At 49.9% G+C, this 24298-nt stretch carries 29 protein-coding genes and 1 pseudogene; 18 read left to right on the forward strand and 12 right to left on the reverse strand.

Annotation, left to right across the window (positions count from 1 at the left end; translation table 11 throughout):
* Window positions 1-62 precede the first annotated feature (62 nt).
* On the forward strand, window positions 63-2138 hold the full coding sequence (ptrB, locus tag ICA20_RS10385; RefSeq protein WP_129694994.1) for an oligopeptidase B: 2076 nt from the start codon (window positions 63-65) through the stop codon (window positions 2136-2138).
* On the opposite strand, the gene exoX is transcribed toward ptrB, so the two are convergent.
* The 3 genes from exoX to ICA20_RS10400 all read right to left on the reverse strand — a co-directional run bounded on the left by exoX (window position 2120) and on the right by ICA20_RS10400 (window position 3798).
* Complete coding sequence (gene exoX / locus ICA20_RS10390) at window positions 2120-2782, reverse strand: exodeoxyribonuclease X (protein WP_038641401.1); 663 nt, start codon at window positions 2780-2782, stop codon at window positions 2120-2122. The two genes, ptrB and exoX, sit on opposite strands and share 19 nt — an antisense overlap.
* Window positions 2783-2804: 22 nt before the next feature.
* Window positions 2805-3461: a carbon-nitrogen hydrolase family protein gene (locus tag ICA20_RS10395; protein ID WP_038641399.1), complete on the reverse strand. Its 657-nt coding sequence runs from the start codon at window positions 3459-3461 to the stop codon at window positions 2805-2807.
* Between the two features lie 106 nt (window positions 3462-3567).
* Window positions 3568-3798, reverse strand: a complete 231-nt coding sequence (locus ICA20_RS10400; RefSeq protein ID WP_038641397.1) for a DNA polymerase III subunit theta — start codon at window positions 3796-3798, stop codon at window positions 3568-3570.
* A 143-nt stretch (window positions 3799-3941) separates the two neighbouring features.
* Here ICA20_RS10400 and yobA point away from each other — a divergent pair, with 143 nt between their 5' ends.
* The 3 genes from yobA to ICA20_RS10415 are packed head-to-tail and all read left to right on the forward strand — an operon-like array spanning window position 3942 to window position 5551.
* Complete coding sequence (yobA, locus tag ICA20_RS10405; RefSeq protein ID WP_038641395.1) at window positions 3942-4316, forward strand: CopC domain-containing protein YobA; 375 nt, start codon at window positions 3942-3944, stop codon at window positions 4314-4316.
* A gap of 3 nt (window positions 4317-4319) precedes the next feature.
* Window positions 4320-5192 (forward strand): copper homeostasis membrane protein CopD, encoded by an 873-nt coding sequence (gene copD, locus ICA20_RS10410; RefSeq protein ID WP_038641393.1) that lies wholly within the window; start codon window positions 4320-4322, stop codon window positions 5190-5192.
* Window positions 5193-5212: 20 nt separating this feature from the next.
* Window positions 5213-5551, forward strand: coding sequence for a YebY family protein (locus ICA20_RS10415; RefSeq protein WP_038641391.1), 339 nt, complete (start codon window positions 5213-5215; stop codon window positions 5549-5551).
* A 336-nt stretch (window positions 5552-5887) separates the two neighbouring features.
* Here ICA20_RS10415 and ICA20_RS10420 read toward each other — a convergent pair whose 3' ends face one another.
* The 7 genes and pseudogenes from ICA20_RS10420 to ICA20_RS10450 all read right to left on the reverse strand — a co-directional run.
* Window positions 5888-6973: a tyrosine-type recombinase/integrase gene (locus tag ICA20_RS10420; RefSeq protein WP_038641389.1), complete on the reverse strand. Its 1086-nt coding sequence runs from the start codon at window positions 6971-6973 to the stop codon at window positions 5888-5890.
* Window positions 6942-7214 (reverse strand): excisionase, encoded by a 273-nt coding sequence (locus ICA20_RS10425; protein ID WP_071888150.1) that lies wholly within the window; start codon window positions 7212-7214, stop codon window positions 6942-6944. Before ICA20_RS10425 ends, ICA20_RS10420 begins: the two co-directional genes overlap by 32 nt.
* Before the next feature lie 64 nt (window positions 7215-7278).
* Window positions 7279-7521 (reverse strand): DUF4060 family protein, encoded by a 243-nt coding sequence (locus ICA20_RS10430; RefSeq protein ID WP_038641387.1) that lies wholly within the window; start codon window positions 7519-7521, stop codon window positions 7279-7281.
* 39 nt (window positions 7522-7560) lie between these two features.
* On the reverse strand, window positions 7561-8646 hold the full coding sequence (locus ICA20_RS10435) for a RecT family recombinase (protein ID WP_038641385.1): 1086 nt from the start codon (window positions 8644-8646) through the stop codon (window positions 7561-7563).
* Between the two features lie 11 nt (window positions 8647-8657).
* Window positions 8658-11915, reverse strand: a complete 3258-nt coding sequence (locus ICA20_RS10440) for a RecE family exodeoxyribonuclease (protein ID WP_038641383.1) — start codon at window positions 11913-11915, stop codon at window positions 8658-8660.
* Window positions 11916-12056: 141 nt separating this feature from the next.
* Window positions 12057-12395, reverse strand: coding sequence for an Rrf2 family transcriptional regulator (locus ICA20_RS10445; protein ID WP_225624057.1), 339 nt, complete (start codon window positions 12393-12395; stop codon window positions 12057-12059).
* Between the two features lie 45 nt (window positions 12396-12440).
* Window positions 12441-12548 (reverse strand): annotated as a pseudogene (locus ICA20_RS10450) (hypothetical protein); the annotation flags it as partial.
* A 65-nt stretch (window positions 12549-12613) separates the two neighbouring features.
* Between ICA20_RS10450 and ICA20_RS10455 the strand changes: the two are divergent.
* Window positions 12614-13761, forward strand: a protein-coding gene (locus ICA20_RS10455) for an IS3 family transposase (RefSeq protein WP_155268630.1) whose coding sequence is annotated in 2 segments (ribosomal slippage) — window positions 12614-12851 and window positions 12851-13761 — 1149 coding nt in all. Because the reading frame shifts where the segments join, the coding sequence is not laid out codon by codon here.
* Between the two features lie 139 nt (window positions 13762-13900).
* On the forward strand, window positions 13901-14215 hold the full coding sequence (locus tag ICA20_RS10460) for a hypothetical protein (protein ID WP_071681809.1): 315 nt from the start codon (window positions 13901-13903) through the stop codon (window positions 14213-14215).
* 375 nt (window positions 14216-14590) lie between these two features.
* Here ICA20_RS10460 and ICA20_RS10465 read toward each other — a convergent pair whose 3' ends face one another.
* A complete protein-coding gene (locus ICA20_RS10465; RefSeq protein WP_003832307.1) occupies window positions 14591-14971 on the reverse strand; it encodes a helix-turn-helix domain-containing protein in 381 nt (126 codons plus the stop codon).
* A gap of 105 nt (window positions 14972-15076) precedes the next feature.
* Here ICA20_RS10465 and ICA20_RS10470 point away from each other — a divergent pair, with 105 nt between their 5' ends.
* The 9 genes from ICA20_RS10470 to arsC all read left to right on the forward strand — a co-directional run bounded on the left by ICA20_RS10470 (window position 15077) and on the right by arsC (window position 21898).
* A complete protein-coding gene (locus ICA20_RS10470; RefSeq protein WP_003832309.1) occupies window positions 15077-15289 on the forward strand; it encodes a helix-turn-helix transcriptional regulator in 213 nt (70 codons plus the stop codon).
* A gap of 3 nt (window positions 15290-15292) precedes the next feature.
* Window positions 15293-15847, forward strand: coding sequence for a toxin YdaT family protein (locus ICA20_RS10475; protein ID WP_038643237.1), 555 nt, complete (start codon window positions 15293-15295; stop codon window positions 15845-15847).
* 252 nt (window positions 15848-16099) lie between these two features.
* Complete coding sequence (locus ICA20_RS10480) at window positions 16100-17011, forward strand: DnaT-like ssDNA-binding domain-containing protein (protein WP_038643236.1); 912 nt, start codon at window positions 16100-16102, stop codon at window positions 17009-17011.
* Window positions 16923-17468 carry a replication protein P gene (locus ICA20_RS10485; RefSeq protein WP_127785720.1) on the forward strand — a complete coding sequence of 182 codons (546 nt, stop codon included), beginning with the start codon at window positions 16923-16925 and terminating at the stop codon, window positions 17466-17468. Before ICA20_RS10480 ends, ICA20_RS10485 begins: the two co-directional genes overlap by 89 nt.
* A 123-nt stretch (window positions 17469-17591) precedes the next feature.
* Window positions 17592-17945 (forward strand): As(III)-sensing metalloregulatory transcriptional repressor ArsR, encoded by a 354-nt coding sequence (arsR, locus tag ICA20_RS10490; protein ID WP_038641375.1) that lies wholly within the window; start codon window positions 17592-17594, stop codon window positions 17943-17945.
* A gap of 47 nt (window positions 17946-17992) precedes the next feature.
* The gene (arsD, locus tag ICA20_RS10495; RefSeq protein ID WP_038641374.1) at window positions 17993-18355 is read left to right on the forward strand and encodes an arsenite efflux transporter metallochaperone ArsD; all 363 of its coding nucleotides are present in this window, start codon (window positions 17993-17995) and stop codon (window positions 18353-18355) included.
* 17 nt (window positions 18356-18372) lie between these two features.
* Entirely contained in the window at window positions 18373-20124 is a 1752-nt protein-coding gene (gene arsA / locus ICA20_RS10500; protein ID WP_038641371.1) for an arsenite efflux transporter ATPase subunit ArsA, read from the forward strand.
* Between the two features lie 46 nt (window positions 20125-20170).
* Window positions 20171-21460 carry an arsenite efflux transporter membrane subunit ArsB gene (arsB, locus tag ICA20_RS10505; RefSeq protein WP_038641369.1) on the forward strand — a complete coding sequence of 430 codons (1290 nt, stop codon included), beginning with the start codon at window positions 20171-20173 and terminating at the stop codon, window positions 21458-21460.
* 12 nt (window positions 21461-21472) lie between these two features.
* On the forward strand, window positions 21473-21898 hold the full coding sequence (gene arsC, locus ICA20_RS10510) for a glutaredoxin-dependent arsenate reductase (RefSeq protein ID WP_038641366.1): 426 nt from the start codon (window positions 21473-21475) through the stop codon (window positions 21896-21898).
* A 67-nt stretch (window positions 21899-21965) separates the two neighbouring features.
* On the opposite strand, the gene ICA20_RS10515 is transcribed toward arsC, so the two are convergent.
* Window positions 21966-22262: a metalloregulator ArsR/SmtB family transcription factor gene (locus tag ICA20_RS10515; protein ID WP_038641364.1), complete on the reverse strand. Its 297-nt coding sequence runs from the start codon at window positions 22260-22262 to the stop codon at window positions 21966-21968.
* Window positions 22263-22362: 100 nt separating this feature from the next.
* Here ICA20_RS10515 and ICA20_RS10520 point away from each other — a divergent pair, with 100 nt between their 5' ends.
* The 3 genes from ICA20_RS10520 to ICA20_RS10530 all read left to right on the forward strand — a co-directional run bounded on the left by ICA20_RS10520 (window position 22363) and on the right by ICA20_RS10530 (window position 24265).
* Window positions 22363-23454, forward strand: a complete 1092-nt coding sequence (locus ICA20_RS10520; protein ID WP_038641362.1) for a permease — start codon at window positions 22363-22365, stop codon at window positions 23452-23454.
* 286 nt (window positions 23455-23740) lie between these two features.
* Entirely contained in the window at window positions 23741-23974 is a 234-nt protein-coding gene (locus tag ICA20_RS10525; protein ID WP_038641360.1) for a DinI family protein, read from the forward strand.
* Between the two features lie 45 nt (window positions 23975-24019).
* On the forward strand, window positions 24020-24265 hold the full coding sequence (locus tag ICA20_RS10530; protein ID WP_071681812.1) for a hypothetical protein: 246 nt from the start codon (window positions 24020-24022) through the stop codon (window positions 24263-24265).
* Window positions 24266-24298 lie beyond the last annotated feature (33 nt).

Below are 24298 nucleotides of genomic sequence, written 5' to 3' on the forward strand. Positions count from 1 at the left end.
TCGCTTGCATCATCGCTGTCTTTTGCCACCCTTATAGGATGTTTAAGCAAAAGAACAATGACATGCTACCAAAAGCTTCTCGTATTCCTCACGCCATGACGCAGCATGGCGATACACGTGTTGATAATTATTACTGGTTGCGAGACGACACCCGCTCGCAGCCGGACGTGCTCGAATACCTGCAACAGGAAAATGCATACGGCCATCAGGTTATGGCTTCGCAGCAGGCTTTGCAGGACCGCGTTCTGAAAGAAATTATCGACCGTATTCCCCCACAGGATGCGTCCGCTCCCTATGTGAAAAATGGTTATCGTTACCGGCATATTTATGAACCGGGATGTGAATATGCCATTTATCAGCGCCAGTCGGTTCTCAGCGAAGAGTGGGATGAATGGAATACTCTGCTGGACGGCAACCAGCGCGCAGCCCACAGTGAATTTTATACGCTGGGAGGGCTGGCGATATCACCCGATAACAGCATTATGGCGCTGGCCGAAGATTACCTCTCCCGGCGGCAATATGGCGTTCGCTTTCGCAACCTGGAAAGCGGCAACTGGTATCCGGAAGTACTGGATAACGTTGAAGCGGATCTGGTCTGGGCGAATGATTCCCAGACCTTCTATTACGTTCGCAAACACGCCACGACGTTACTGCCGTACCAGGTCTGGCGGCATACCGTCGGATCTCCCTCGTCACTGGACGAATTGGTGTATGAAGAAGCCGATGACATGTTTTATGTCAGTCTGCATAAAACCACCTCGTTGCATTATGTGGTGATCCATATCGCCAGCGCGACGACCAGTGAGGTTCTGCTGTTGGATGCAGAACTGGCCGACGCCGAACCGTTGCTTTTTTTAGCGCGGCGTAAAGACCACGAGTACAGCCTCGATCACTATCAGCACAAGTTTTATCTGCGCTCTAATCGTGAAGGTAAAAACTTTGGTCTGTACCGCACGCGCGTACGCAATGAACAAGCGTGGGAGGCGCTGATCCCGCCGCGCGAAAACGTCATGCTGGAGGGGTTTACCCTGTTTACCGACTGGCTGGTGGTGGAAGAACGCCAGCAGGGTTTAACCAGCCTGCGTCAGATCAATCGCAAAACGCGCGAAGTGATCGGTATCGCCTTTGACGATCCGGCGTATGTGACCTGGCTTGCCTATAACCCGGAACCGGAGACATCGCGCCTGCGCTATGGCTACTCCTCCATGACCACGCCGGACACGTTGTTTGAACTGGATATGGACACCGGGGAGCGTCGCGTGCTTAAGCAGACGGAGGTCCCCGGATTTGATGCGGCGAATTACCGCAGCGAACATGTCTGGATCACCGCGCGCGATGGTACCGAGGTTCCGGTCTCACTGGTTTATCATCAAAAGTATTTCCTGAAAGGGAAAAACCCATTACTGGTTTACGGCTATGGTTCGTATGGCGCCAGTATGGATGCTGATTTCAGTAGCAGCCGTTTAAGCTTATTGGATCGCGGCTTTGTTTATGCCATTGCCCATGTGCGTGGCGGCGGTGAGTTGGGTCAGCAATGGTACGAAGACGGTAAGTTTCTGCACAAGAAAAATACCTTTAATGATTACCTCGACGTCTGCGATGCGCTGCTAAAAATGGGCTATGGCGCCCCATCGTTATGTTACGGCATGGGGGGAAGCGCCGGCGGAATGTTAATGGGTGTCGCCATCAACGAGCGCCCGGACTTGTTCCATGGCGTGATTGCCCAGGTGCCGTTTGTTGATGTGGTAACCACGATGCTGGATGAGTCAATTCCACTCACCACCGGTGAATTTGAGGAATGGGGTAATCCTCAGGATCCGCAATACTATGCGTATATGAAAAGCTACAGCCCCTATGACAACGTCACCGCGCAGGATTATCCGCATTTACTGGTCACGACGGGATTACACGACTCCCAAGTGCAATACTGGGAACCGGCAAAGTGGGTGGCAAAATTGCGTGAGCTGAAAACGGACGATCGCTTGCTGTTACTGTGCACGGATATGGATTCCGGGCACGGCGGTAAGTCCGGGCGTTTTAAATCTTACGAAGGCGTGGCCCTGGAGTACGCGTTTTTGATTGGGCTGGCACAGGGAACGCTGTCTGGGCAAGCTTCAGATCAGATGTTATCCAGATAGTGCTTCAGCGTTAATCGCAGCTCCGGGCTCATACTGTCGAGGTTATTAAATAACCAACGCAGATAGCCCGGATCGCGTTCTGCCACCTCTGATACCGGTTTTCCACGGTACTTACCAAATGTGAAAGTAGTGAGTAATGCGGGGCGGCCGGTAATGTCGACCATCTGCTCTGCGGTCCAGCCTGAAGTCTGCATGATGTCGATCAGCAAAGCCGCAGTGATGTAGCAATCGTACAGAGCGCGGTGGTGATGCAGGCCTGCAGGCGTCTGAACGTTCAGCTTACGTGATTTGTACAGCGCCATATTGCTGTATTTGATTCCTGGCCACAATCGACGGGAGAGCTTCATGGTGCAGATCCACTCTCCGGGCATCTCTGGCAATACGCGGCGGTCGAAACTTGCGTTGTGCGCCACATACCACTCGCTACCGTAATAGTGCGGAATGATATCTTCAATCCATGGCTTATCGGCTACCATCGCTTCAGTAATGCGATGAATAGCCATCGCCTGGGGGCTAATGGGGCGGTCAGGGCGCACCAGGTGACTCATTGGGTTAACTATCTTTCCATCAACCACATCGACAGAAGCAATCTCAACAATGCCTCCCTGCAGACCACAGGTTTCTGTATCTATTATGCGCAACATGCCATGCTCCCGACCAAAACGACTAGCGTAATGGAATGATATCACCTTGCCAACCCCGTGGCGTGCGTTGACCGGTTAAGAGCAAAGCACCGCTGTCGGCGCGAACAATCAATCGACCTCGCTCGTCCCATAACGCACTACTCCCGCGTGCATTGGCCATTAATACCGCGATGGCAAATTTATGCGAGAAACTTTGTAGCTGAGATGTGGAGGAGAGGAGTTCTGGCTCGCTGACGGACTGGCTACTGGTGAATAACGAAAAAGCAGGATCGATATCAATACCTTCTGGCTGACTATCCACAACGCTGATGACATTGCGCTGTCTGGCAATACAGGCCCCGTGGCTCTGATGAAACGTTAATGGTGATGTCATCCAGGGAGAGAAAAGCGCAATGCCTTTCACAAAACGATTGTTATGCTCTACCGGCAATCCCGCGATAATTGTCATGCGGTAAGTCGCTGCGGCATGCGCCAGCGGTTCCAGCAACGCTTCATCAGGTGGCGCTGGGAGGGATTCATTCTCATCAACGCAGCCCAACAAGGAGAGGGCGGGGAAGACCAGCAATTCACATTGGCATTGTGCGGCTGCCTGAATGAATTGCAGGTGATGGGCAACGTTTTCGGTCACTGACGCGTGAAGGGGTTCGTATTGTGCTGCTGCGATTTTCCAGTGTGACATAATGATTTCCTTTTCATAGTGTCTACAACCATCTTTAAAGTATAGATTAAGAATATACTTATACTGTAGCAGGCATCATGTAAGGAATCGTAACGTAATATAAGTTTTATTTAACTTTCGGCTCGTACGGTAAACGTGAAAGAGAGACGGATGCCAGGCGATGCGCGATGAGTCTTTCACGAAACCAGTCGCGTAAATGTTCGGGCTGTTCACGTTCAACCACTTCGGCAACGATCGGCATATTGTAGCGTTCTTTAAATGCGACACCCGCCGCGGCCAGGTCAACATTGACCTTATCCATTTCGGCTTGCTCAAGTTTGGCCAGATTGATGTTCATAGGCTGCTCCTTTTCTCTGTCTTCCGGCGCGCAAAGTTACTAAGAGTGCGCATTAATGGCAAGACAGAATTGATGATTCTCGACTCGATCATTGTAGAAGGTTATTCTCTATAGATTAGACATAACAAAAAGGAATAGTTGATATGGCTTCATCTGCATCTTCGCTACGTAATACTCTCATCGTACTCGCCAGCCTCCTCGCAACACCCGCTGCATTGGCGCATGCTCACCTGACAAAACAAAGTCCGGCGGCGAATGCGGAAGTCACCGCTTCTCCCCAGGCGCTGACGCTGAATTTTTCTGAGGGCGTCGAACCCGCTTTCAGTGGCGCAACGCTGACAGGTCCACAAAAGGAATCAATCAAGACGGGCAAAGCGACCCGCAGCGATCAGGACAAAACGCAACTGATTATTCCGCTCGCTCAAACGCTGGAGGCCGGAAAATATACGGTGGACTGGCACGTTGTATCCGTGGATGGTCATAAGACAAAGGGACAATATACCTTTAGCGTGAAATAACCGATGCTGGCATTTACCTGGGTTGCCCTGCGATTTATTCATTTTACCGCGTTGATGCTGGTGTTTGGTTGTGCGCTTTACGGCGCATGGTTGGCTCCCGTTTCGGTTCGCCGTTTAATGATGCGTCGTTTTTTACGTCTGCAACGCCATGCCGCGACGTGGAGTTTTATCAGCGCGACGCTAATGCTGGCGATCCAGGGGGGCTTAATGGGCTCAGGATGGCGGGATGTCGTCTCTACAGCCGTTTGGGGCGCCGTTCTGCAGACGCAATTTGGCGGCGTCTGGCTATGGCAGATTATCCTCGCGATGGTCACGCTGGTGGTGACCATCGTTGTGCCGCGCAGCATGTCGCGACTGCTGTTAATGCTGACGATTGCTCAGTTTATTTTGCTGGCAGGCGTTGGACATGCAACGCTGCATACTGGCGTCGCTGGGGCTATCCAACAGGTTAACCATGCCTTACATCTGATATGTGCCGCCGCCTGGTTTGGCGGCTTGCTGCCCGTACTTTACTGTATGAGAATGGCGCAGGGCCGCTGGCGGGAACAAGCGATCGGAACCATGATGCGTTTCTCCCGCTATGGGCATCTCTTCGTTGCCGGGGTTTTACTTACCGGGATTATGAATGCCCTGTTTATTGTCGGTGTTTCCGGCTCCTGGCACATGGCTTATGGGCAACTGCTTTTGTTAAAAGGTGCCCTTGTCATGCTAATGGTAGCGATTGCCCTGGCGAATCGGTATGTTCTGGTACCACGCATGCAGCAGGATAATGGCTGTGTGACGCTCTATTTCATTTGGATGACAAAACTGGAATGGGGAATAGGGGCCGTTGTGCTGGCGATTGTCAGCCTGTTTGCAACCCTCGAACCTTTTTGATTGATGGACTGGCAAAACGCATGAAAAAAATCATTCTCTCTTTACTACTACTGGCAAGTTCAGGGGCCGCGCTGGCAGCGCCACAGGTCATCACCGTCAGCCGTTTTGAGGTTGGCAAAGATAAATGGGCGTTTAATCGGGAAGAGGTGATGCTGACCTGCCGTGCAGGTCACGCGCTGTATGTCATCAATCCCAGCACGCTGGTGCAATATCCATTGAATGATGTTGCCAGAGAACAGGTTGCGAGCGGTAAAACCACGGCGAAGCCGATTGAGATTATCCAGATTGATGACCCGACGAAACCGGGTGAAAAAATGAGCCTGGCGCCGTTTGTTGAGCGTGCAGAAAAACTCTGTTAATTGTCAGATGTAGCGTTCTGATTTCCAATAAAAAAACCGCAGGGTCTCACAGGAGAACTTGCGGTTTTTACATTTGGTCGTGTAACAGACTGCCTTTTTTTCCGGCCACTTTAGTCGCGGACTGGAAAACCTGGCGCTGTCATCTATTCTTAAATGGCAGGGTAACTTAGCCTGCATTTATGCCAACTTTTAGCGCACGGCTCTCTCCCAAGAGCCATTTCCCTGGACCGAATACAGGAATCGTATTCGGTCTCTTTTTATGTTTTTGTTTTCATTGTGTTTTTTCGGCGTCCTCACGAAATCCCACGAAAATTACTCGAAATTTCCATATCCTGTCTAAACCATAACATATTCTGCACCACGTGCGTCCAGGTATTTTTTGGTCATTGTCAAATTTTTATGCCCGAGTAAACGTTGCGAGAATTCCTCCCCGCGTTCTTTTTCATACAGTCTGCCGGCCAGGCTTCTGATCTCATGGTAAGTAGGAGTGTTCGGTCCAAATTTTATTGTCGTCGCATCCCTTACATTCGAAAATGCCTGGGTCAATCCATCAGGGGTCAGTGGCCCCGGCTTTCTGCCACCGCGTCTGACTGGCGAGAAAAGCATAAAATCTGATGGATTATTGATTCGGCATCGCTCAATCACCTCTCCCAATTCCAGGCCAGCAACTTCCAATCTTAAATCGAGTGGAATCGACAGCTTGTGGCCCGTCTTCTCCTGCGTAACAAATAGTCTGCCATCTTTTATATCGCTAAACCGAAACATAGAAATGTCCTCGCGGCGCTGTCCTGTAACCAAAGCAAGATCGCAAGCGTTAGGCAACCATTCAGAGTGTGAAGCAGCTGCCGCGCGGATAACAATAAAATGCTCGAGCAGTAAACGTTCACGCTTCACTTTGGGCGTCGGCGTTCTTGTCGGCTCTGCCGGGTTCCTTTCAATATGTCCCTCGACAATCGCTTCCCTGAAAATATCCAATAATACCGAACGTAGTCCGGAGGCCATGCTCTTCTTATCACAGATTATGTAACTCTCAAGGAAAGTAGATATGTCCTTCGTGCTGACCGCCGATAGCGGCATACGTCCGAATTCATCACAGATAGTGGCGATCTGATTACGCCTGACCTTCATCGTGTTGGGCTTCAATTCTCTTCGCGCAAGAATTACTTCGTAGCGCTCGAGCCACGCTTTCACCGTAAAGGTTGGTGTTTCCTTTATGCGGTCCAGCAGCGCTGATGGAAGGTAATTCTGTTCGATGTAGTTATTAGCCTCAATGGCCTGAGAAATGGCGTCCTTTCTGTCGATCCGGCCAAGGGATAATTCTTGACCGGTAATCGGGTTTCGCCAGCTATAAAGCCTGTCTCTTTTACGATAGGTCAGGTTACGGGGCAGGTTAGCGTCGTAACGAACTGGCCTTTTCGCCATGAGTCAGTCTCTCCAGTAGAGTGCCGCCAGTTGGCAGCGCTAAGTGTTTTGCTTTGGGACGAAGGTTCTTTTTGCTCGGATCTACATAGATAGCATCTGGCTTAACCTTATATTCTTTGCCGTGAAGTTCCGGGGCAGGGTATATACGTCCCTCCCGAGCCCATCGGCGAAGTGTTGAAAGAGACGGCGGGGTTGAATAAGTTGAATTCGCCCATTCCATCAGATTAAGAAGCTTGGCCATACTACCTCCGGCTTCCGGCAACTTATTATAGAGCTGCCGGAAAACTGTTAATGAAATATCGTTATCAACTTACCTGGCCCGGCAGTGCGCGTAAGCGGCGCATGCCTGTCATAGCCGTGGCCACGTAGCTCGCTTTACGGTTAACCACCTCAACCCAGACCTTCACGCCTTCAACTCTCACAGTGTATGTCTCCTTCATCTTGCTGCACCCGTAGTCGCCGTAACGTTCTTGATGAGTAGCTAGTGCGATGTCGCATGCCTGACGCGCTAACGGGGATTGTTGATTGCCTCGGTTAATCAGTCGCATTACATCTCCTCAATGGGAGGGCGAACCCTCCCAAATCTGCTAGCCCACGTATTCCGGTTTCATATCGGCCAGGGTGATGCTGAACTTATCGTGCAGCTCATCGCCCAGGTGACGTTTCGCCGCTGCCAGAACTCGTTCAACTTCCCTAAACCGTTCAGCTGCATCCGGTTCGTCCGGAGACGGTAGGGAGTTGATTGCGGCTTCAACCTTGTTACGTGAATCAACCAGGTAATAGCGCTTCACTGCCTTGTTCTTCAGTTCAGTGAACAGGGCGGAACCGAGCGTAGCCTTCGCGCTTTCGATATCAGCACGCAGTGCTTTGGCGCTATCAACATCCTGAGCAGCATCGATGCGTTCGCGGAAATCATCGGCAAGAGAGTCGATATTTACAGACGATTCATGTGCGCTTTGCGTGGTTGTGACGGTGTCACCTGAAATTTCAGACAGGCTAACGTGTTGCACCGGAGCAGGGTTAACTTCTCGCTCTTCACGGCGATCATCCAATTCATCAGGGGTATACACGCCGAGAATTACATCCGGGCAGAACAGTCTTGCCCAACGTTTCACGGCGAGATAAGCGAGCTGCTGGCGAGGGTCGTCAGCCCAAAGCGTTGAATTACGAGTCCTGGCCTGTGCCAGTAACAGGTCAAGTTCCCTCGGTTGGTCTTCACCTTTCAACGTTGCGCGGATGATGATGCCAATGCCTGTTTCGTCCGCAAGAGTCCAGCCAGGAACACGGTATTCTCCTTTGTCGCCTTTACGAATCTGGAATTTCCCGACTACTTTTTCCCATGGTCCGTACCACTCGTATTCAAAGCGGTTTGCCAGCACGCCGCTGCGTGAAATCACGGCATTTACCAGTTGCGCTTCGTATCCGAGAACGCCGTTAATCAGGTGCGTTTTCTGCGCTACTGCAAAGGGATTCATCTGCCATTGTGCCGCCTGCATCGCTACTGCCATGCAGTCAGCCTGATTTCCCTGCAGGTGTCTGGGGACTGTCGCCGCACCCTGAGCCATAATTTGAGCAAACGCGCTGATGGCGTTCAGATACTGGGAATCAAACAGGGCCACGTTGGAGTTAATTACGGCGTTCTGGTCAGCTACAGTTACGTTTGTGTTTTGCATCTTCATTCCCCTTATGCCTGAGTTCGCAGCGCTTCAAGGCGGCGCAGGTCGAAGTCGTTCAGTTCGTCGGTATAGTCGGCGGTGATCGGCGCTGGCCACTCGCCAGTGTCAAAACCGGTAGCGATAGCACGCATCGTCTTGCGGTACTCGAGCATACCCAGTTCCAGCAGTTCGGCTGATGCCTCGATGATGGCGATCCAGTGGTAGTTCTCGTCTTTGTTGACGAAAATCCAGAAGAACTGATCCAGTGCTGCGGTCTCGCAATACATAGCCGCGCTCAGGTGGTAGTCACGGTCGATGATTTCTCGGTGCAGTTTGGCGCGCAGGCCTTCCTGCTTAATGTTCCACATGCTGATGGTTTTCAGGTCAGCGCCGATGCGCACCCCGTCCAGATCGATTTCCAGATCCGGGCGTACACGGACTTCGAGTCCGGTTTCGTCGTCAAAGCCAAAGTAGCTCACTTCAACGGCGCGGCTCGGGTGTGTCAGTAGCTTGCCCGCGGTCGGGTGCTGAAGAAGAGCTTTCTGAATGTTCAGCGCGGTGCTCAGTTGCTGGCGGGTGACAAGCACCTTCCCTTGCGGATTCCCGCGCCACGCCTCCAGCAGTTCGTCGGCGAAGACGGCGTTCGGATTAACAGACTTCACGGCCTGTATCAGATCCGCTTTGGTACCGGAAACTTTCAGTGGAGTCGGTTTCTGTGCTTCCTGTGCCACGAGGTCAGGATTGATGATTGCTAACTGCTCGAGTAGCGCATCACGACTACCGCTGGTTTTCACCTGTGCAGGCAGAGTGGCGTTGTATTCCTTGATGCAGGCTTTCATCGCCGCTGCGGTTTGTTTCTGGCCGTTTTCAATACGCTGGTGCTCTTCTGGCAGCGACATATAGCTCTGGCCAGTTTCCTCCAGGGAACCACCCAGCGGAACCTGGGCAGGAAGGGTGGCGTTGTACTTTTCTAACAGTGCTTTTATGTCGTCGGCTGACAGCATCGCTGGCAGGCTAGCGTTGTACTCATCAATAAACGCGCGAATAGTTGCCGTGGTGGTAAATGCGCCTTCCGGAATCACCGGTTCAACGCTGAATTCTTCGTCGAGCTGCTCGGACTGCAAAGCCAGTGCATGCACCAGATTGCCCATATCCAGAACAGGAGAACGTTCTTTGATAATGGTTTTCTCTACGTGGCGCGCATTGAAGTACATCAGCGAAACACGAGCGTCTTTAACCTGTGTTGAGCTGATGCCGTTGGCAGCGTGATAAACCTCATTCGGCAGACTTTCATAGCGGCCTGGCTCGAAGTAGGCGGGGTAAGCAACAGCTGGTTCGTCAGATTGTGCTTCTGGCTCGGTTTGTGCCAAAACTGGTTCAGTTTGGTTTACAGAATCGCTATTTTGGGTGACAGAATCCGTATTCTGGTTTACATCGGCTTGCTGGCTGGTATCTGACTTTTCACCAGTTTCCAGACTGCTTTCGCCTGACAGCACTTCAGTACCAGCTTGTTTTTCATCACTGACAGTTGCTTCCATCTGCACATGACTGGTGTTTTCCTCGGTATTGGCTTGATGTAATTTTTCTTCGACGGCGCGCTGGCGTACTTGGTCTACGACAGAAAGCGCTGGCGCCGGCTGGTTACCCATCAGGCCATCAATGGAGAAAACACCGTTGCCCATGTTGGCGATTTCTGGTTGCTCGGTTATTGCCTTCTGTTCAGCTGTGGACTTCTCTTTAATCTCGTTTTCCCAGCTTTTTTCTGGTACGTGACCGGCTGCCGCCAGGGTTTCTTCAGTTGGGTGCTGGTGGTCGGTTTCAGTCAGGTTTTTGTTGATGTAACGGCTCAGCAGTTCCGGGAAATGGTGAGTGTTTTCTTCTGCACTACGAATAAGCGCGAAAATAGCGGCGCGGGAATAATCCAGAATGCCAGCGCGTTTGCGCAGGGCGGCGGACCACTCTTTGAACGGGCTTTCGTTTTTAGAAATGATCTCTTTTGCACGACGGAAAACGCCACCAGGAATATCGTAGATGTTGAAATCCATTGGAAGTGTGGCCAGCGCAATATCAATGTCCAGAGTGTCCAGCGTGTGGACAAGTTCCGGGTTGCGATCGGTCCCATTGCTGCCGCCAGCGTTGGTTCCGGAGTCAGTGCGCTGAATCTGCGACACGCGATTGCCTTTACACCACTCTTTAACCAGCAGCCCACGGTCAATGTGTTCAGTGTTGAACCAGGCCTTAAAGAACTGAATAACGGTGACCAGATCAACTCGTTTTCCATCAACCGGAAAAACGGTTTTCAGCGCGCTGACGATCTTCCAGATATCGATCTCTGGCGCTTTCCTGAATGGTTCTACATTCTCGGCGGCAAGCAGCAGGTTCTGCACATAGCTGTTATCTACATCCAGCTCGAGTTCCTGAATGGTTTTCTTCTGCTCAGTATCAATATGGTAAGCATATTCTTCAGAAATAAACTGAGCTAAGAGGCGCTGGCGTAGCGGCAGAGTCGCAACGGTAATAAGCTCTGGCGTTACAGGTGGAGTGGCATGTTCATCACCCGCAACTCGTGCTTTCTTATCATTAACCCACTCCTGAACGGTAAGAGCCCGCTTTTCTGGTTCTTCAATCCATTCGGAAATAAATTGCTCAAATGAAGCAACGGTATAGACCTGCTCACGGTCAAAGACTTCTTTTATTGCATTTGCCAGCTTCCACTCAACATGAGCAGAAAGTTCTTTCACCGACCGCACATTCGCAATGGCCAGTAACAGGTTTTGTACATAGAGATCATTTTCGTCCAGTACCATTTGCCCGATCTGGACGTGCCGTGCTTCACTGATTTCCTTCTCTTCACCGTCATTTAACAGGTGCGCAATCAGCCGCTGAGACAGGCGCAGGCGAGATATGGGGCGGAGCAATGCTGGCGCATCGCTGGTGGGTACATTGGCACTGGAGGTTTCAGGTTTTTGCTGGCTGGAAGCCTCCAGATTTTCATTATCCGGCTTCTGTTTCAGTTGCCACGTTTGCTGGTCTTCTGCCAGTTCGTAACGATCGCACCATGTGTCATCAAGTGTGCTTTCCTCAGGAAGATCGTCAACAACAAACCAGTTGGTGCGGACAGGTAATTGATAGTCGGCGCCACGACCGACGGCAATATCGTTGTCTTCGAGAATATTGAGTATTTCGCGTTCTGCACGGGAATCTGATTTCGCAGAGAACCAGCAAAACAGGTTTTTTGCCTCAGTTGCTTTCGCTTTGGCTTTAATAAGATACGCATACGTTAACATTGCGTTCGGGCTCCATAGGATTGTAAGATACCCGGCAGCTGATGATCGCCGCCTAAGGTAGTGGTTATTGGTCAAAACTCGTTCCGGAAAGCTTTGGTCGGCTGACCGGGTACTTAACCCGCCTTGCGCGGGTTTTGTGCTTTATGGGGTAGGGGATTTTCCCTGCGCCAGCTGTGCGACGGGGACCCACTCCAGAGCATTCAGCACGGGCTCAAATGAATCAGGCGTGTGAGTAACGGCGCGAACGACGTCAGCCACGCTGGGGTTTGCTTTGCTAAGGTGGTACCCGCCACCAGCGCCACGCTGGCTGGTGACGATTTCACTTCTGCGCAGCTTCGAGAAAATCTGCTCGAGGTAAGACACAGACAGCTTTGATTCTTTACTGATAGATGCGACGGAAACAGGGCTGCCGTTGTAAATCCTGTTGAGGATGGCAACCACCTGAACAGATGCCACCACACGTTTCATTCCAAATTCCATAGTCACTTCCTTACTGATGCTGGCAACAGCCATTGGTCAAACTCGTTATGAACGAACTGCAGTCTGTTGGTCGGCAGACGGGTCGCCCTTCTGGGCGAGCATGTAGCAAATCAGTCGAATGATTACTTCAATGCGATTTAGATGTACGGCCTGACTGAATCGCCACGGGTTTAACAGACACCTCAGAGTCATTTAAGATGGCTTAAAGAGAGGTGCCCATGAGCGGTAAGCGTTATCCCGAAGAGTTTAAAATTGAAGCAGTCAAACAGGTTGTTGATCGCGGTTATTCTGTTGCCAGCGTTGCAACACGTCTCGATATCACCACCCACAGCCTTTACGCCTGGATAAAGAAGTACGGTCCAGATTCTTCCACTAATAAAGAAGAGTCAGATGCTCAGGCCGAGATCCGCCGTCTCCAGAAAGAGCTGAAGCGGGTTACCGACGAACGGGACATATTAAAAAAAGCCGCGGCGTACTTCGCAAAGCTGTCCGACTGAGGTACGCCTTTATCCGTGACAACACCTGTTGCTGGCCTGTTCGCCTGCTCTGTCGGGTGCTGGATGTTCATCCCAGTGGTTTTTACGCCTGGCTTCAGCAGCCGCATTCACAACGCCATCAGGCAGACCTGAGGCTGACAGGGCAGATTAAACAGTTCTGGCTGGAATCGGGATGCGTCTATGGTTATCGCAAAATCCATTTGGATCTGCGGGACAGCGGGCAACAGTGCGGAGTGAACAGAGTCTGGCGACTGATGAAACGTGTCGGGATAAAGGCTCAGGTCGGATACCGGAGCCCGCGGGCACGTAAAGGCGAGGCCAGTATCGTGTCGCCCAACAGGCTCCAGCGACAGTTCAATCCGGATGCTCCGGATGAGAGTTGGGTAACGGACATAACCTACATCAGGACCCACGAAGGCTGGCTGTATCTTGCCGTGGTTGTTGATCTGTTCTCACGCAAAATTATCGGCTGGTCCATACAATCCCGGATGACAAAGGACATTGTCCTGAACGCACTGCTGATGGCTGTATGGCGGCGTAATCCCCAAAAACAGGTGCTGGTTCATTCGGATCAGGGCAGTCAGTACACAAGCCATGAGTGGCAGTCGTTCCTGAAATCACACGGCCTGGAGGGCAGCATGAGCCGTCGCGGTAACTGCCATGATAATGCGGTTGCAGAAAGCTTTTTCCAGTTGTTGAAACGTGAACGGATAAAGAAAAAAATCTACGGAACGCGGGAAGAAGCCCGCAGCGATATTTTTGATTACATCGAAATGTTTTATAACAGTAAGCGTTGGCATGGTTCTAGCGAACAGATGTCACCGACAGAATATGAAAACCAGTATTATCAACGGCTCGGAAGTGTCTAGATTATCCGTGGCGATTCAGACACCGCACTGGTTTACGCGCAAAATCAATCATTTTGGTTTCCTTGTTTTACCGGTCATTTCTCCATTTCAGGCTCGGTGGTAAGCTGGTATTTCCCATCTAGCCAGCAAGGACATAAAAATGGCCGCTCGACCAATAAGTGTTTTTTGGTTCAAGAACCGCGCACAGTATGATTCCTGTAAAGAAGTTCTGACCGATTCGTGGGTATTACCTGATGACTATCGGGACTGGCTCATCCGTTTCAATCAAATGATTGAGCGTTACGAACGTAGCGGTATCCAAGTTATTAAAATAGAGATAGAGCCCAACGAGTTCTCCGTTTGGTGCCTCTCCAATGGCTGTGAAATAAGCACCAAGAGCTGCAACGATTTCGCTGTTTTCCATGGCAGTAGCTATGCGATCCGCGACAGAGAACTTGATAGGGGATATGACTAAGCAAACCTTGCCTCCAACTTTAGTTATTTCGATCCTCATAATGTTTCCCTCAACATTCTGTCCCTGTGTCCAGTAACAGTGATACAGGGGGTTCTTCATTTAGCCTTATCGCTGGCAAGCGGAACGGTACTGACTGCTGCGCATTAATGTTCGCCATCTCATCCGGTGATTCGTATGCCGCCGGCAACTACTTCGTGGGCGTCCTGCCTCGATGACGTTTTTCAAAATGTGTTTATATTTAAACTCTAAATGTGTTTAAAAGTCAACACAGCATGTGTTTAAGGTGGTGTTGATGATAACGATATGGGAAAAGGGAGTGGGAAAGGCATAAAAAAACCAGCCAAGGAGGCTGGTTAGAGTGCTGAAAATTGTAGCTTAGTCGTCAGTTGGCTTTAATCGTCCCCGAAGGTATTTCTCAACATACTCATCAATTTCTTTCAGCCGTAATTGAAAGGTATCGATCATTCTGTCTTGTTCAGACTCCGGCAACTGGTCAAAAAGAGTAATCAACTTACGATGTTTTGGCGTTAACCATGATTCGGCGTGATCATCACCAAACATTAGCTCAGCCGGGCTAATGCCGAGAGCTTTAGATATCGTTATAGCGTCGTCAACGCCAACATTGCGGCGACCTGCTTCATAGTTCCCGATGCGTGACTGAGCCCACCCACATAACTCTGCGAGTTTAGATTGCGACATATTTTTCTGTTCGCGTAGTTGCTTCAGTCTGGCGGCAATTGCAGTGTTTATATTCATTACTGATTTTTACCACGTTACGTGTTAACGCTCAAAGAACGTTTCGTCTTGACTGCCTAACACATTGTGTGTTTAATTCAGCTAAACACTATATGTGAGGACAAGATGAACAACATCGCCAAAGAACGGCAAGCGCTCGGTTTAACTCAAGAGCAATTAGCCAAATTATTCGGGTGGCGTCAGTCAAGGCTCTCAAATTATGAGAACGGAACACGCCAACCAGGCCTACCGGAATGCAGATTGATTGTGGAGAAGCTTAACGAGTTAGGGCGCACCTGCTCTCTTGATAGTGTATTTCCGCCACAAAGCGAGGTCTGAATGATGCAATCAGTAGCTTATACCCATAATAAACCACGAGTAGCCGCTCCGGTGAAATCGCAAAATCAATTTAAACCCCAGCGCCGTGACGGCATTCAGCACCGTGCCATATTGGCCGCCGTTCGTGAATGGGAATCGACATTACCAGGACAGGCACAGGAACGGATCACTCAGCTGGTGGCTGAAGAGTGGGCCAAAGCAGATGGACGGGGAATTGCTGTTAATAAACAGAATTTATTCCGATACCTGAAAAACGAGGGCGGTTCGGAAAAGTACACGGCTTACGTTATGCAGCTGTCAGGTTCAATTATTGCTGCTATGCCAGTTCAGATCGCCAGAAAGCACGGGTTAAGTAATGCGAGCACAGAAGCAGAGCTGGTGGCGAACGCAATCAAAGAGTGCAGTGAGGCACACCATGCGAAATTAATCGGCGCGCCATTACAAAAGCTCGAGAAGGAAATTCGTGAGGCGGCAATCGCATTGTTCAACATGTTACCTGCTGACGCGGCGGGACCACTACTGGCGAGTATAAGCGCCGTAGCGCCGCAATTGTTTTAATCGAGTTTTGACCAATGACCATTATTACTGCAACTCGCGGGGTGAAGTATGCCTAATCCTTTGGCTAAGGCCATGCCTAAGAGTAAGGCTAGTAACGAGCCTTACCGTAAGGTGAAGATCACCATGTGGGATGATCCTAAATTTCGAGCCTTATCACCACTCCCGCCAAGTGGGCAGAGTCTGTTTATTTACCTGCTTACAGGCCCATTCACGGGGATTATACCCGGGCTGTATAAGGCGGGAAGGGCGGCTATGGCCGAAGAATTAAACTGGGATGTCGAAGCCTTCGACTTAGCCTTAGGCGAAGCCATAGCGTTAGGTATGGTGGAAGCCGACCTTAAAGCCAGAGTTTTTTGGTTGCCTAACGCGGTGAAACATAACCCTCCAGCATCAGTGAACGTGATCAAATCATGGGCAAGATCGTTTGAATTACTGCCTGAATGTTCACTGAAAGATAAAGCATATGAAGCTCTCAAAGCCGCCTGCTACGGGGTTTCTGACGCTATGGGGACGGCTTTTGATAAGGCTTTCGCTTTGCCTAAGGATAAGGCTAAGTCTTTGGCTAAACCTTTGCCATCAGGTATCCAGAAAGCAGTTAGCAGTAAACAGATCTTAAACCCCTCTCTTAACGCGGGCGCGATGAAAAATCCGAATGGGGATGAACCGCCATCCCCGGTCATGCCCCGATACCTGGACGGTGTTGATGAACCGATCGGGAAATTCAGCATGACAGATAGCTGGCTTCCCTCCAGAGACTTCCGACAGCGCGCTGCATCGTGGGGTATCCCCCTGCCTGAACCAGATTACCTTCTGACTGAACTCGCAGAATTCACCGCGTATTGGGAGTCGGAAGGGAAAGTTTTTACTCAAATCCAGTGGGAACAAAAATTTGCCCGACATGTAGCCCGGGTGAGAACGCAGGTAAAACCAGAAACCGGAGGTAACAGTCATGTGGGAGCAGGATCAGAACCAACAGCATCCCGGGCAGTTCAGCAAATTCAGTCAGCACACGCAGAGTGGCGCCGCAGGAATGGACTTGATGGCGACGGAAACAGCCTGGCGACTGTGGCAGGTCATGGGGGAGGTGTATTCGAACCGATGGACCCAGAAGAACGGGGCGGAGCCTTCGCCTATCTGGATAGCCCAGATAGGTTCGATGACTGAACCTCAAATTCGGCTGGTCTGTCAGCAATGCATGGAGCGCTGCGCGATGGGAAATACATGGCCGCCTGACCTGGCTGAGTTTGTTTCTCTGGTTTCAGAGAGTGGGGCGAATCCATTCGGACTGAAATCGGAGCAGGTTATGACGGAATACCGGCGCTGGCGCAATGAGTCATATCGGTATTCAGGAAGCGATAAATATCCATGGCCTCAGCCCGTGCTGTATCACATCTGCATTGAAATGCGCAGAACGGGCGTAGAACGACAAATGACAGAGGGGGAGCTGAAACGACTGGCAGAAAAGTTACTCACGAAGTGGTCGAAGCATGTTGGTAATGGACTAAGTGTCCCACCAATTCGACGTCAACTGGAAGCGCCGCGCCATCCGGCAGGACCAACGCCAGCACAATTACTGATAGATGAATACAGGCGTCGAAAAGCGGCAGGATTAACAAATTGAATAATGAACAATCAGTAAATCTGATATTAAAACCACATAGCCATCGTATTCGAATTTTCGAATGTGATGGTTGACGACACTCAACTATTGCAGGAAACTACGGAGAGAATTCAGGAGACTAAAATGGCTGAACTAACTTCTCTACAACTCTTCAAAAACCTTTCCGATGAAACTCGGCTGGGCATCGTGTTGCTGCTTAGAGAAATGGGAGAGCTATGCGTGTGCGATCTCTGTACGGCGCTGGATCAGTCGCAGCCCAAGATCTCCCGTCATCTGGCAATGCTCCGGGAAAGTGGATTATTACTGGATCGCAAGCAGGGCAAGTGGGTTCACTACCGCTTATCTCCGCATATTCCGTCATGGGCTGCTCAGGTAATTGAGCAGGCTTGGTTAAGCCAACAGGACGACGTACAGGCCATCGCCCGTAAGCTGGCATCGGCAAACTGCTTTGGTAGCGGTAAGGCTGTTTGCATCTAAAAAATTTGCCTGAACATATATGATTTTTCGAATGTGAGGTATTCAGAATGAAGACGTTAACGGTGTTTGACCCGGCAATGTGCTGCAGTACCGGCGTATGTGGCTCAGATGTCGATCAGGTTCTGGTTGATTTCTCTGCTGATGTGCAGTGGCTGAAAGGACGTGGCGTACAGGTTGAACGTTATAACCTGGCGCAGCAGCCCATGAGCTTTGTTCATAATGAGAAAGCGAAAGTATTCCTCGAAGCATCTGGAGCAGAAGGGCTTCCGCTACTGCTGTTGGACGGTGAAACGGTGATGGCTGGGCGATACCCAAAACGCGCTGAGCTGGCTCGCTGGTTCGGTATTCCGCTGGAGAAGGTAGGGTTAGCTCCCACCAGCTGCTGTGGTGGTAATACTTCCTGTTGCTGAATATGTCAGGAGGACATATGAAATTCTTAGAGAATATCCCGCCTTACCTGTTTTTTACTGGCAAGGGTGGCGTAGGAAAAACGTCCATTTCCTGCGCGACGGCTATCCGCCTTGCCGAACAAGGTAAGCGGGTTTTGCTGGTCAGTACAGATCCAGCCTCCAATGTCGGTCAGGTATTCGACCAGGCTATCGGTAACACCATTCGCTCTGTGACAGCAGTTACTGGACTTTCCGCTCTGGAGATTGACCCTCAGGAAGCTGCCCAACAATACCGCTCCAGAATCGTTGATCCTATCAAAGGTCTTCTGCCTGAAGACGTTGTTAACAGTATCAGCGAGCAGCTTTCAGGAGCCTGTACGACTGAGATTGCGGCGTTTGATGAGTTCACCGGCTTATTGACAGACGCTTCCCTGCTGACCCGCTTCGATCACATCATTTTTGATACAGCGCCGACGGGCCACACGATTCGCCTTCTCCAGCTTCCCGGTGCCTGGAGTAGTTTCATTGAAAGTAATCCGGATGGTGCTTCCTGTCTTGGCCCAATGGCCGGGCTGGAAAAGCAGCGTGAGCAGTATGCTCATGCGGTAGAGGCGTTGTCCGATCCTGAACGTACCCGCCTGGTTCTGGTTGCACGACTGCAAAAATCTACGCTGCAGGAAGTAGCCCGCACCCATGAAGAACTGGCCGCAATTGGCCTGAAAAACCAATACCTGGTTATTAATGGTGTGCTGCCTAAAGCCGAAGCTGAACATGACGCGCTGGCTGCTGCGATATGGCAACGGGAGCAGGAAGCACTGGCAAATCTTCCTGCTGGTTTATCTGAGCTACCGAGAGATACCTTATTACTCCAGCCAGTAAATATGGTTGGTGTGTCTGCGTTGAAGGGGTTGCTGGATACCCGTTTTGATGCATTACCGCTCCCGGTACCGAACGTCCTGTACACGCCTGAAAACTTATCGCTCTCTGACCTGGTCGATGATATCGCCCGCAGTGAACATGGCCTGATTATGTTGATGGGCAAAGGTGGTGTAGGGAAAACCACGATGGCTGCTGCCATCGCCGTAAGGCTGGCAGACATGGGATATGACGTGCATCTCACCACCTCTGATCCCGCTGCGCACCTGAGTACAACGCTGAACGGCAGCCTCAAAAACCTGCAGGTCAGCCGCATCAACCCTCACGATGAAACCGAACGCTATCGCCAGCATGTTCTTGAGACGAAGGGAAAAGATCTGGACGAAGCAGGGAAACGGCTATTGGAAGAAGATTTACGTTCTCCCTGTACTGAAGAAATTGCCGTGTTCCAGGCTTTTTCCCGAGTGATTCGTGAAGCAGGTAAGCGGTTTGTTGTCATGGATACAGCTCCCACTGGGCACACGCTGTTGTTGCTGGATGCTACCGGGGCTTACCACCGAGAGATTGCCAAAAAAATGGGGGAGAAAGGTCATTTTACTACCCCAATGATGCAGCTTCAGGACCCGGAACGAACCAAAGTTCTGCTGGTCACTCTGCCTGAAACCACACCGGTACTGGAAGCGGCAAGCCTACAGGCTGACCTTGAAAGAGCGGGGATTCATCCATGGGGCTGGATTATCAATAACAGCCTTTCCATCGCGGATACGCGTTCTCCGTTGCTTTGCCAGCGCGCTCAGCAGGAACAGCCTCAGATTGAGGCTGTTAAGAATCAGCACGCTGACCATATAGCGCTCGTTCCGGTACTGGCTTCTGAGCCAACAGGTATTGAAAAACTCAGAGAGTTGGCGAGTTAATTTTTTGTTTATACAGGGCGGCGGATCCGCCCTGTCAGGAGGGTGTATGTTACTGGCAGGCGCTATTTTTGTCCTGACCATTGTCTTGGTTATCTGTCAACCGAAAGGATTAGGGATCGGCTGGAGTGCAACGCTGGGCGCGGGCCTGGCTTTGATTTCTGGCGTTGTGCATATAGGCGATATTCCGGTGGTGTGGAATATCGTCTGGAACGCGACAGCGACCTTTATTGCGGTGATTATCATCAGCCTGCTGCTCGATGAATCAGGCTTTTTCGAATGGGCGGCATTGCATGTTTCACGCTGGGGTAACGGTCGTGGCCGTTTGCTCTTTACCTATATCGTCCTGCTCGGCGCAGCGGTGGCGGCACTGTTTGCCAACGATGGTGCGGCACTTATTTTGACACCAATCGTTATTGCTATGCTGCTGGCATTAGGATTCAGCAAAGGTACCACGCTGGCATTCGTCATGGCAGCCGGGTTTATTGCCGATACTGCCAGCCTGCCGCTTATCGTGTCGAACCTGGTGAATATTGTTTCGGCGGACTTCTTTGGTCTGGGATTCACCGAATATGCATCGGTGATGGTACCGGTCGATATCGCCGCCATTATTGCCACACTAATTATGCTGCATCTGTTTTTCCGCAAGGACATCCCGCCAACTTACGATCTGGCCCTCCTAAAGAAACCAACAGAGGCAATAAAAGATACGGCTACATTCCGCACTGGCTGGATAGTTCTGATTCTCCTGCTTGTTGGTTTCTTCGTCCTCGAGCCGCTCGGTATTCCCGTTAGTGCGATTGCAGCGGTTGGGGCGATAATTCTGTTTGCAGTGGCGAAACGAGGCCATGCCATTAACACTGGTAAAGTGCTACATGGTGCACCCTGGCAGATCGTCATCTTCTCATTGGGGATGTACCTGGTAGTTTACGGTCTGCGCAACGCAGGGCTAACCGAATATCTTTCAGGTGTTCTGAACGTGCTGGCTGATAAAGGACTCTGGGCCGCGACGCTGGGTACTGGCTTCCTGACGGCTTTCCTGTCTTCCATCATGAACAACATGCCTACCGTGCTGGTTGGCGCTCTTTCTATTGATGGCAGTACCGCAACCGGCGTCATCAAAGAGGCGATGATTTATGCCAACGTGATTGGCTGCGATCTGGGGCCGAAAATCACACCTATTGGTAGCCTGGCAACGCTGCTCTGGCTACATGTACTTTCACAGAAGAATATGACCATCACGTGGGGATACTATTTCCGCACCGGGATTATCATGACTCTGCCTGTGCTGTTTGTAACGCTGGCAGCGCTGGCGCTACGTCTCTCTTTCACTTTGTAATGAGATACTGATATGAGCAACATCACCATTTATCACAATCCTGCCTGCGGCACGTCGCGTAACACGCTTGAGATGATCCGCAACAGCGGTAATGAGCCGACCGTTATTCTTTACCTTGAGACTCCACCTTCACGCGATGAGCTGGTCAAACTCATTGCTGATATGGGCATTTCCGTCCGGGCGTTACTACGTAAGAACGTCGAGCCATATGAGGAACTGGGTCTTGCCGAAGATAAATTTACTGACGACCAGTTAATTAACTTTATGTTGCAGCATCCGATCCTGATTAATCGCCCCATCGTGGTAACACCGCTGGGAACCAAACTGTGCCGTCCTTCTGAAGTTGTTCTGGATATCCTTCCTGATGCTCAGAAAGGGGCTTTCGCCAAGGAAGATGGCGAGAAAGTCGTTGATGATGCAGGCAAAAAATTGAAATAAGCGACAGGAGAGCCGCCTGTTATTTAGGCGGCTCCTTTATCAAATAAAAACAATGGATTGCCTCGATTTAAATCTTTGGACTGTTGATGCAACATTCTTCGCGTAGAAAATCAATAATCGACTCTAACTTGTCATATTGAGAAACGCAGATTAAGGAGCGGCTTTCGCGATTTTGTTTGACCAGACCTACGGAAACAAGAGCGGATATATGATGACTCAGTGTTGAAGATGGAATCGCAAGTTGTTTTTGTAGATCACCTACAGGTAAACCTTGTTCACCGGCTTTAACAAGGTGTTTGAAAATAAACAAACGTGTTGGATGTCCTAATTCTTTCATAGCTTTAGCTACTTCTTCTAGTTGCATGGTACCTTCCTCATCTATTGATATTTCGATAATACCAGAAATATGTTGATCTAACCTCAATAATTCGATTATTCTAGAAATATGGTTTATAGGGGGGTTCATGAATAGCTGGATTTCTATGTTTACTAACGCGGCAGAGATGTTCTTGTTTCTTGCTGTCGAGTTGTCTGCGCTTTTTTTTCTGATTAGTGCGGGTGTTAGCCTTATCAGGCAAAAAATTCCGGACCAAAAGATTCAAAGAATGTTAGGGGCGAGAAAGGGGAGAGGTTACATACTTGCATCGCTGTTAGGAGCTGTAACACCGTTTTGCAGCTGCTCTACAATTCCCATGTTACGCGGACTGTTATCAGCAAAAGCAGGCTTCGGTCCAACACTTACATTCTTGTTTGTTTCACCTCTGCTTAACCCGATAATCATTGGTCTGATGTGGGTTACTTTTGGTTGGAAAGTTACCCTGCTATACGCTGTTATAGCTGCAACAGTTTCCGTACTGGCAAGTATTTTGTTAGATGTGCTTGGTTTTGACCGACATATTGTCGAAACATCAAAACCGCTGGCTAGCTGTTGTGGTGTTAGCAGTGGAAAAACTCCTGAAACTAAACTACAGAGTGTTTCAGCTTGCTGCTCTGTATCAAATCAACAGGACATAGGGGCTAATAGTTGTTCTAAACCACAAGAAACGTTTAAGAGTTTCTCAGCATTTCGGGGCACAAATTGTGAATTGAGCTGCGAGACGGGCCAAACAAATAAACAATTCTTCCCGAAAAGTGTAGTAAGAGAGCCTGGTGCGATACGACTGGCATTTCAGGATGCCTGGACTCAATTTAAAGATGTATTACCTTATATGATGTTAGGTATTGTTATAGGGTCGTTTATCTACGGTTTTATACCTGCAGAGTGGATTGCTGCTCATGCTGGGAATGATAATCCGTTTGCGATTCCACTAAGTGCAATTATTGGAATACCGTTGTATATACGTGCTGAGGCAGTAATTCCGTTGGCATCAGTCTTGATGGATAAAGGCATGGGAACGGGAGCAGTAATGGCTCTGATTATTGGTAGCGCAGGAGCTAGTCTGACGGAAGTAATACTGCTTAAATCAATGTTCAAAACACCCTTGATTGCTGCATTTCTGACCGTTATTTTGGGCATGGCGATTATTATGGGATACCTGACACAGTTGTTATTTTGATTGGGTATGTTAGACAGAACCTGAAAAAGTTGCAGGGGGAGACGAGCATATGAAAGTTGCGCAATCAATCCCAATCAAAGCAGTTATCCAAATTTAAGGACGTTGATATCTCAATACTTACAATGGTGTCAAAACAACAAGTCCTCATTGGATTGAACCCGCTTCGGCGGTTTTTTTTTGCATCTCATTTATAGGCTAAGGTTAACAATTTGTGCTCTTAAGTCATTGATCATTTCAATGTATCGGTGTACTGTACAAATATACAGTATATGCAGTGGAGGCTAATATGAAAGTTGAACTAACCATTGATCGTACTAAAGAACTTCCAAAGGGAGCAGTTCCGGCGCTGGAGAAAGAATTGCTTAAAAGGTTGGGAAACCACTATGAGAATTGCAGCTTGAGCATACGACGTGCAGGCTCCGATGGTTTAAGTGTGTTTGGTGGTGACAAGGAAGATAAAAAGAAAATTGAGACTATCCTCCAGGAAACCTGGGAAAGTGCTGACGACTGGTTTTATTAATTATTTTGGGTGTTACTTTTATCCCGTTTGCATGGGGGAGTTTAAGTGAAAGAAAAATTAGGATTGCCCAAAAAAGGCTACGCAGTCATCAGATGTCACGATGGAGTCATCGTTGCCAGGCTGCAATCATTTCCTGAGTGTGAGCGCGCCCTGATGTACCGTCGCGGTAGCATGGTGTCTTTCATGCCTCTTCAGGATAATGAAATTATTGGTACACCTACGTTGTTTACCCAGATGCTGGAAAGGGCTGGTTATCGCGTTACCCAAAAATCTGTTACACTCCCGTCATAGGCCTGAACAACCTATACCTGCTGCGCCACAGGA

The sequence above is a fragment of the Citrobacter sp. C5_2 genome (assembly GCF_014596845.2).
GTDB lineage: Bacteria > Pseudomonadota > Gammaproteobacteria > Enterobacterales > Enterobacteriaceae > Citrobacter > Citrobacter werkmanii.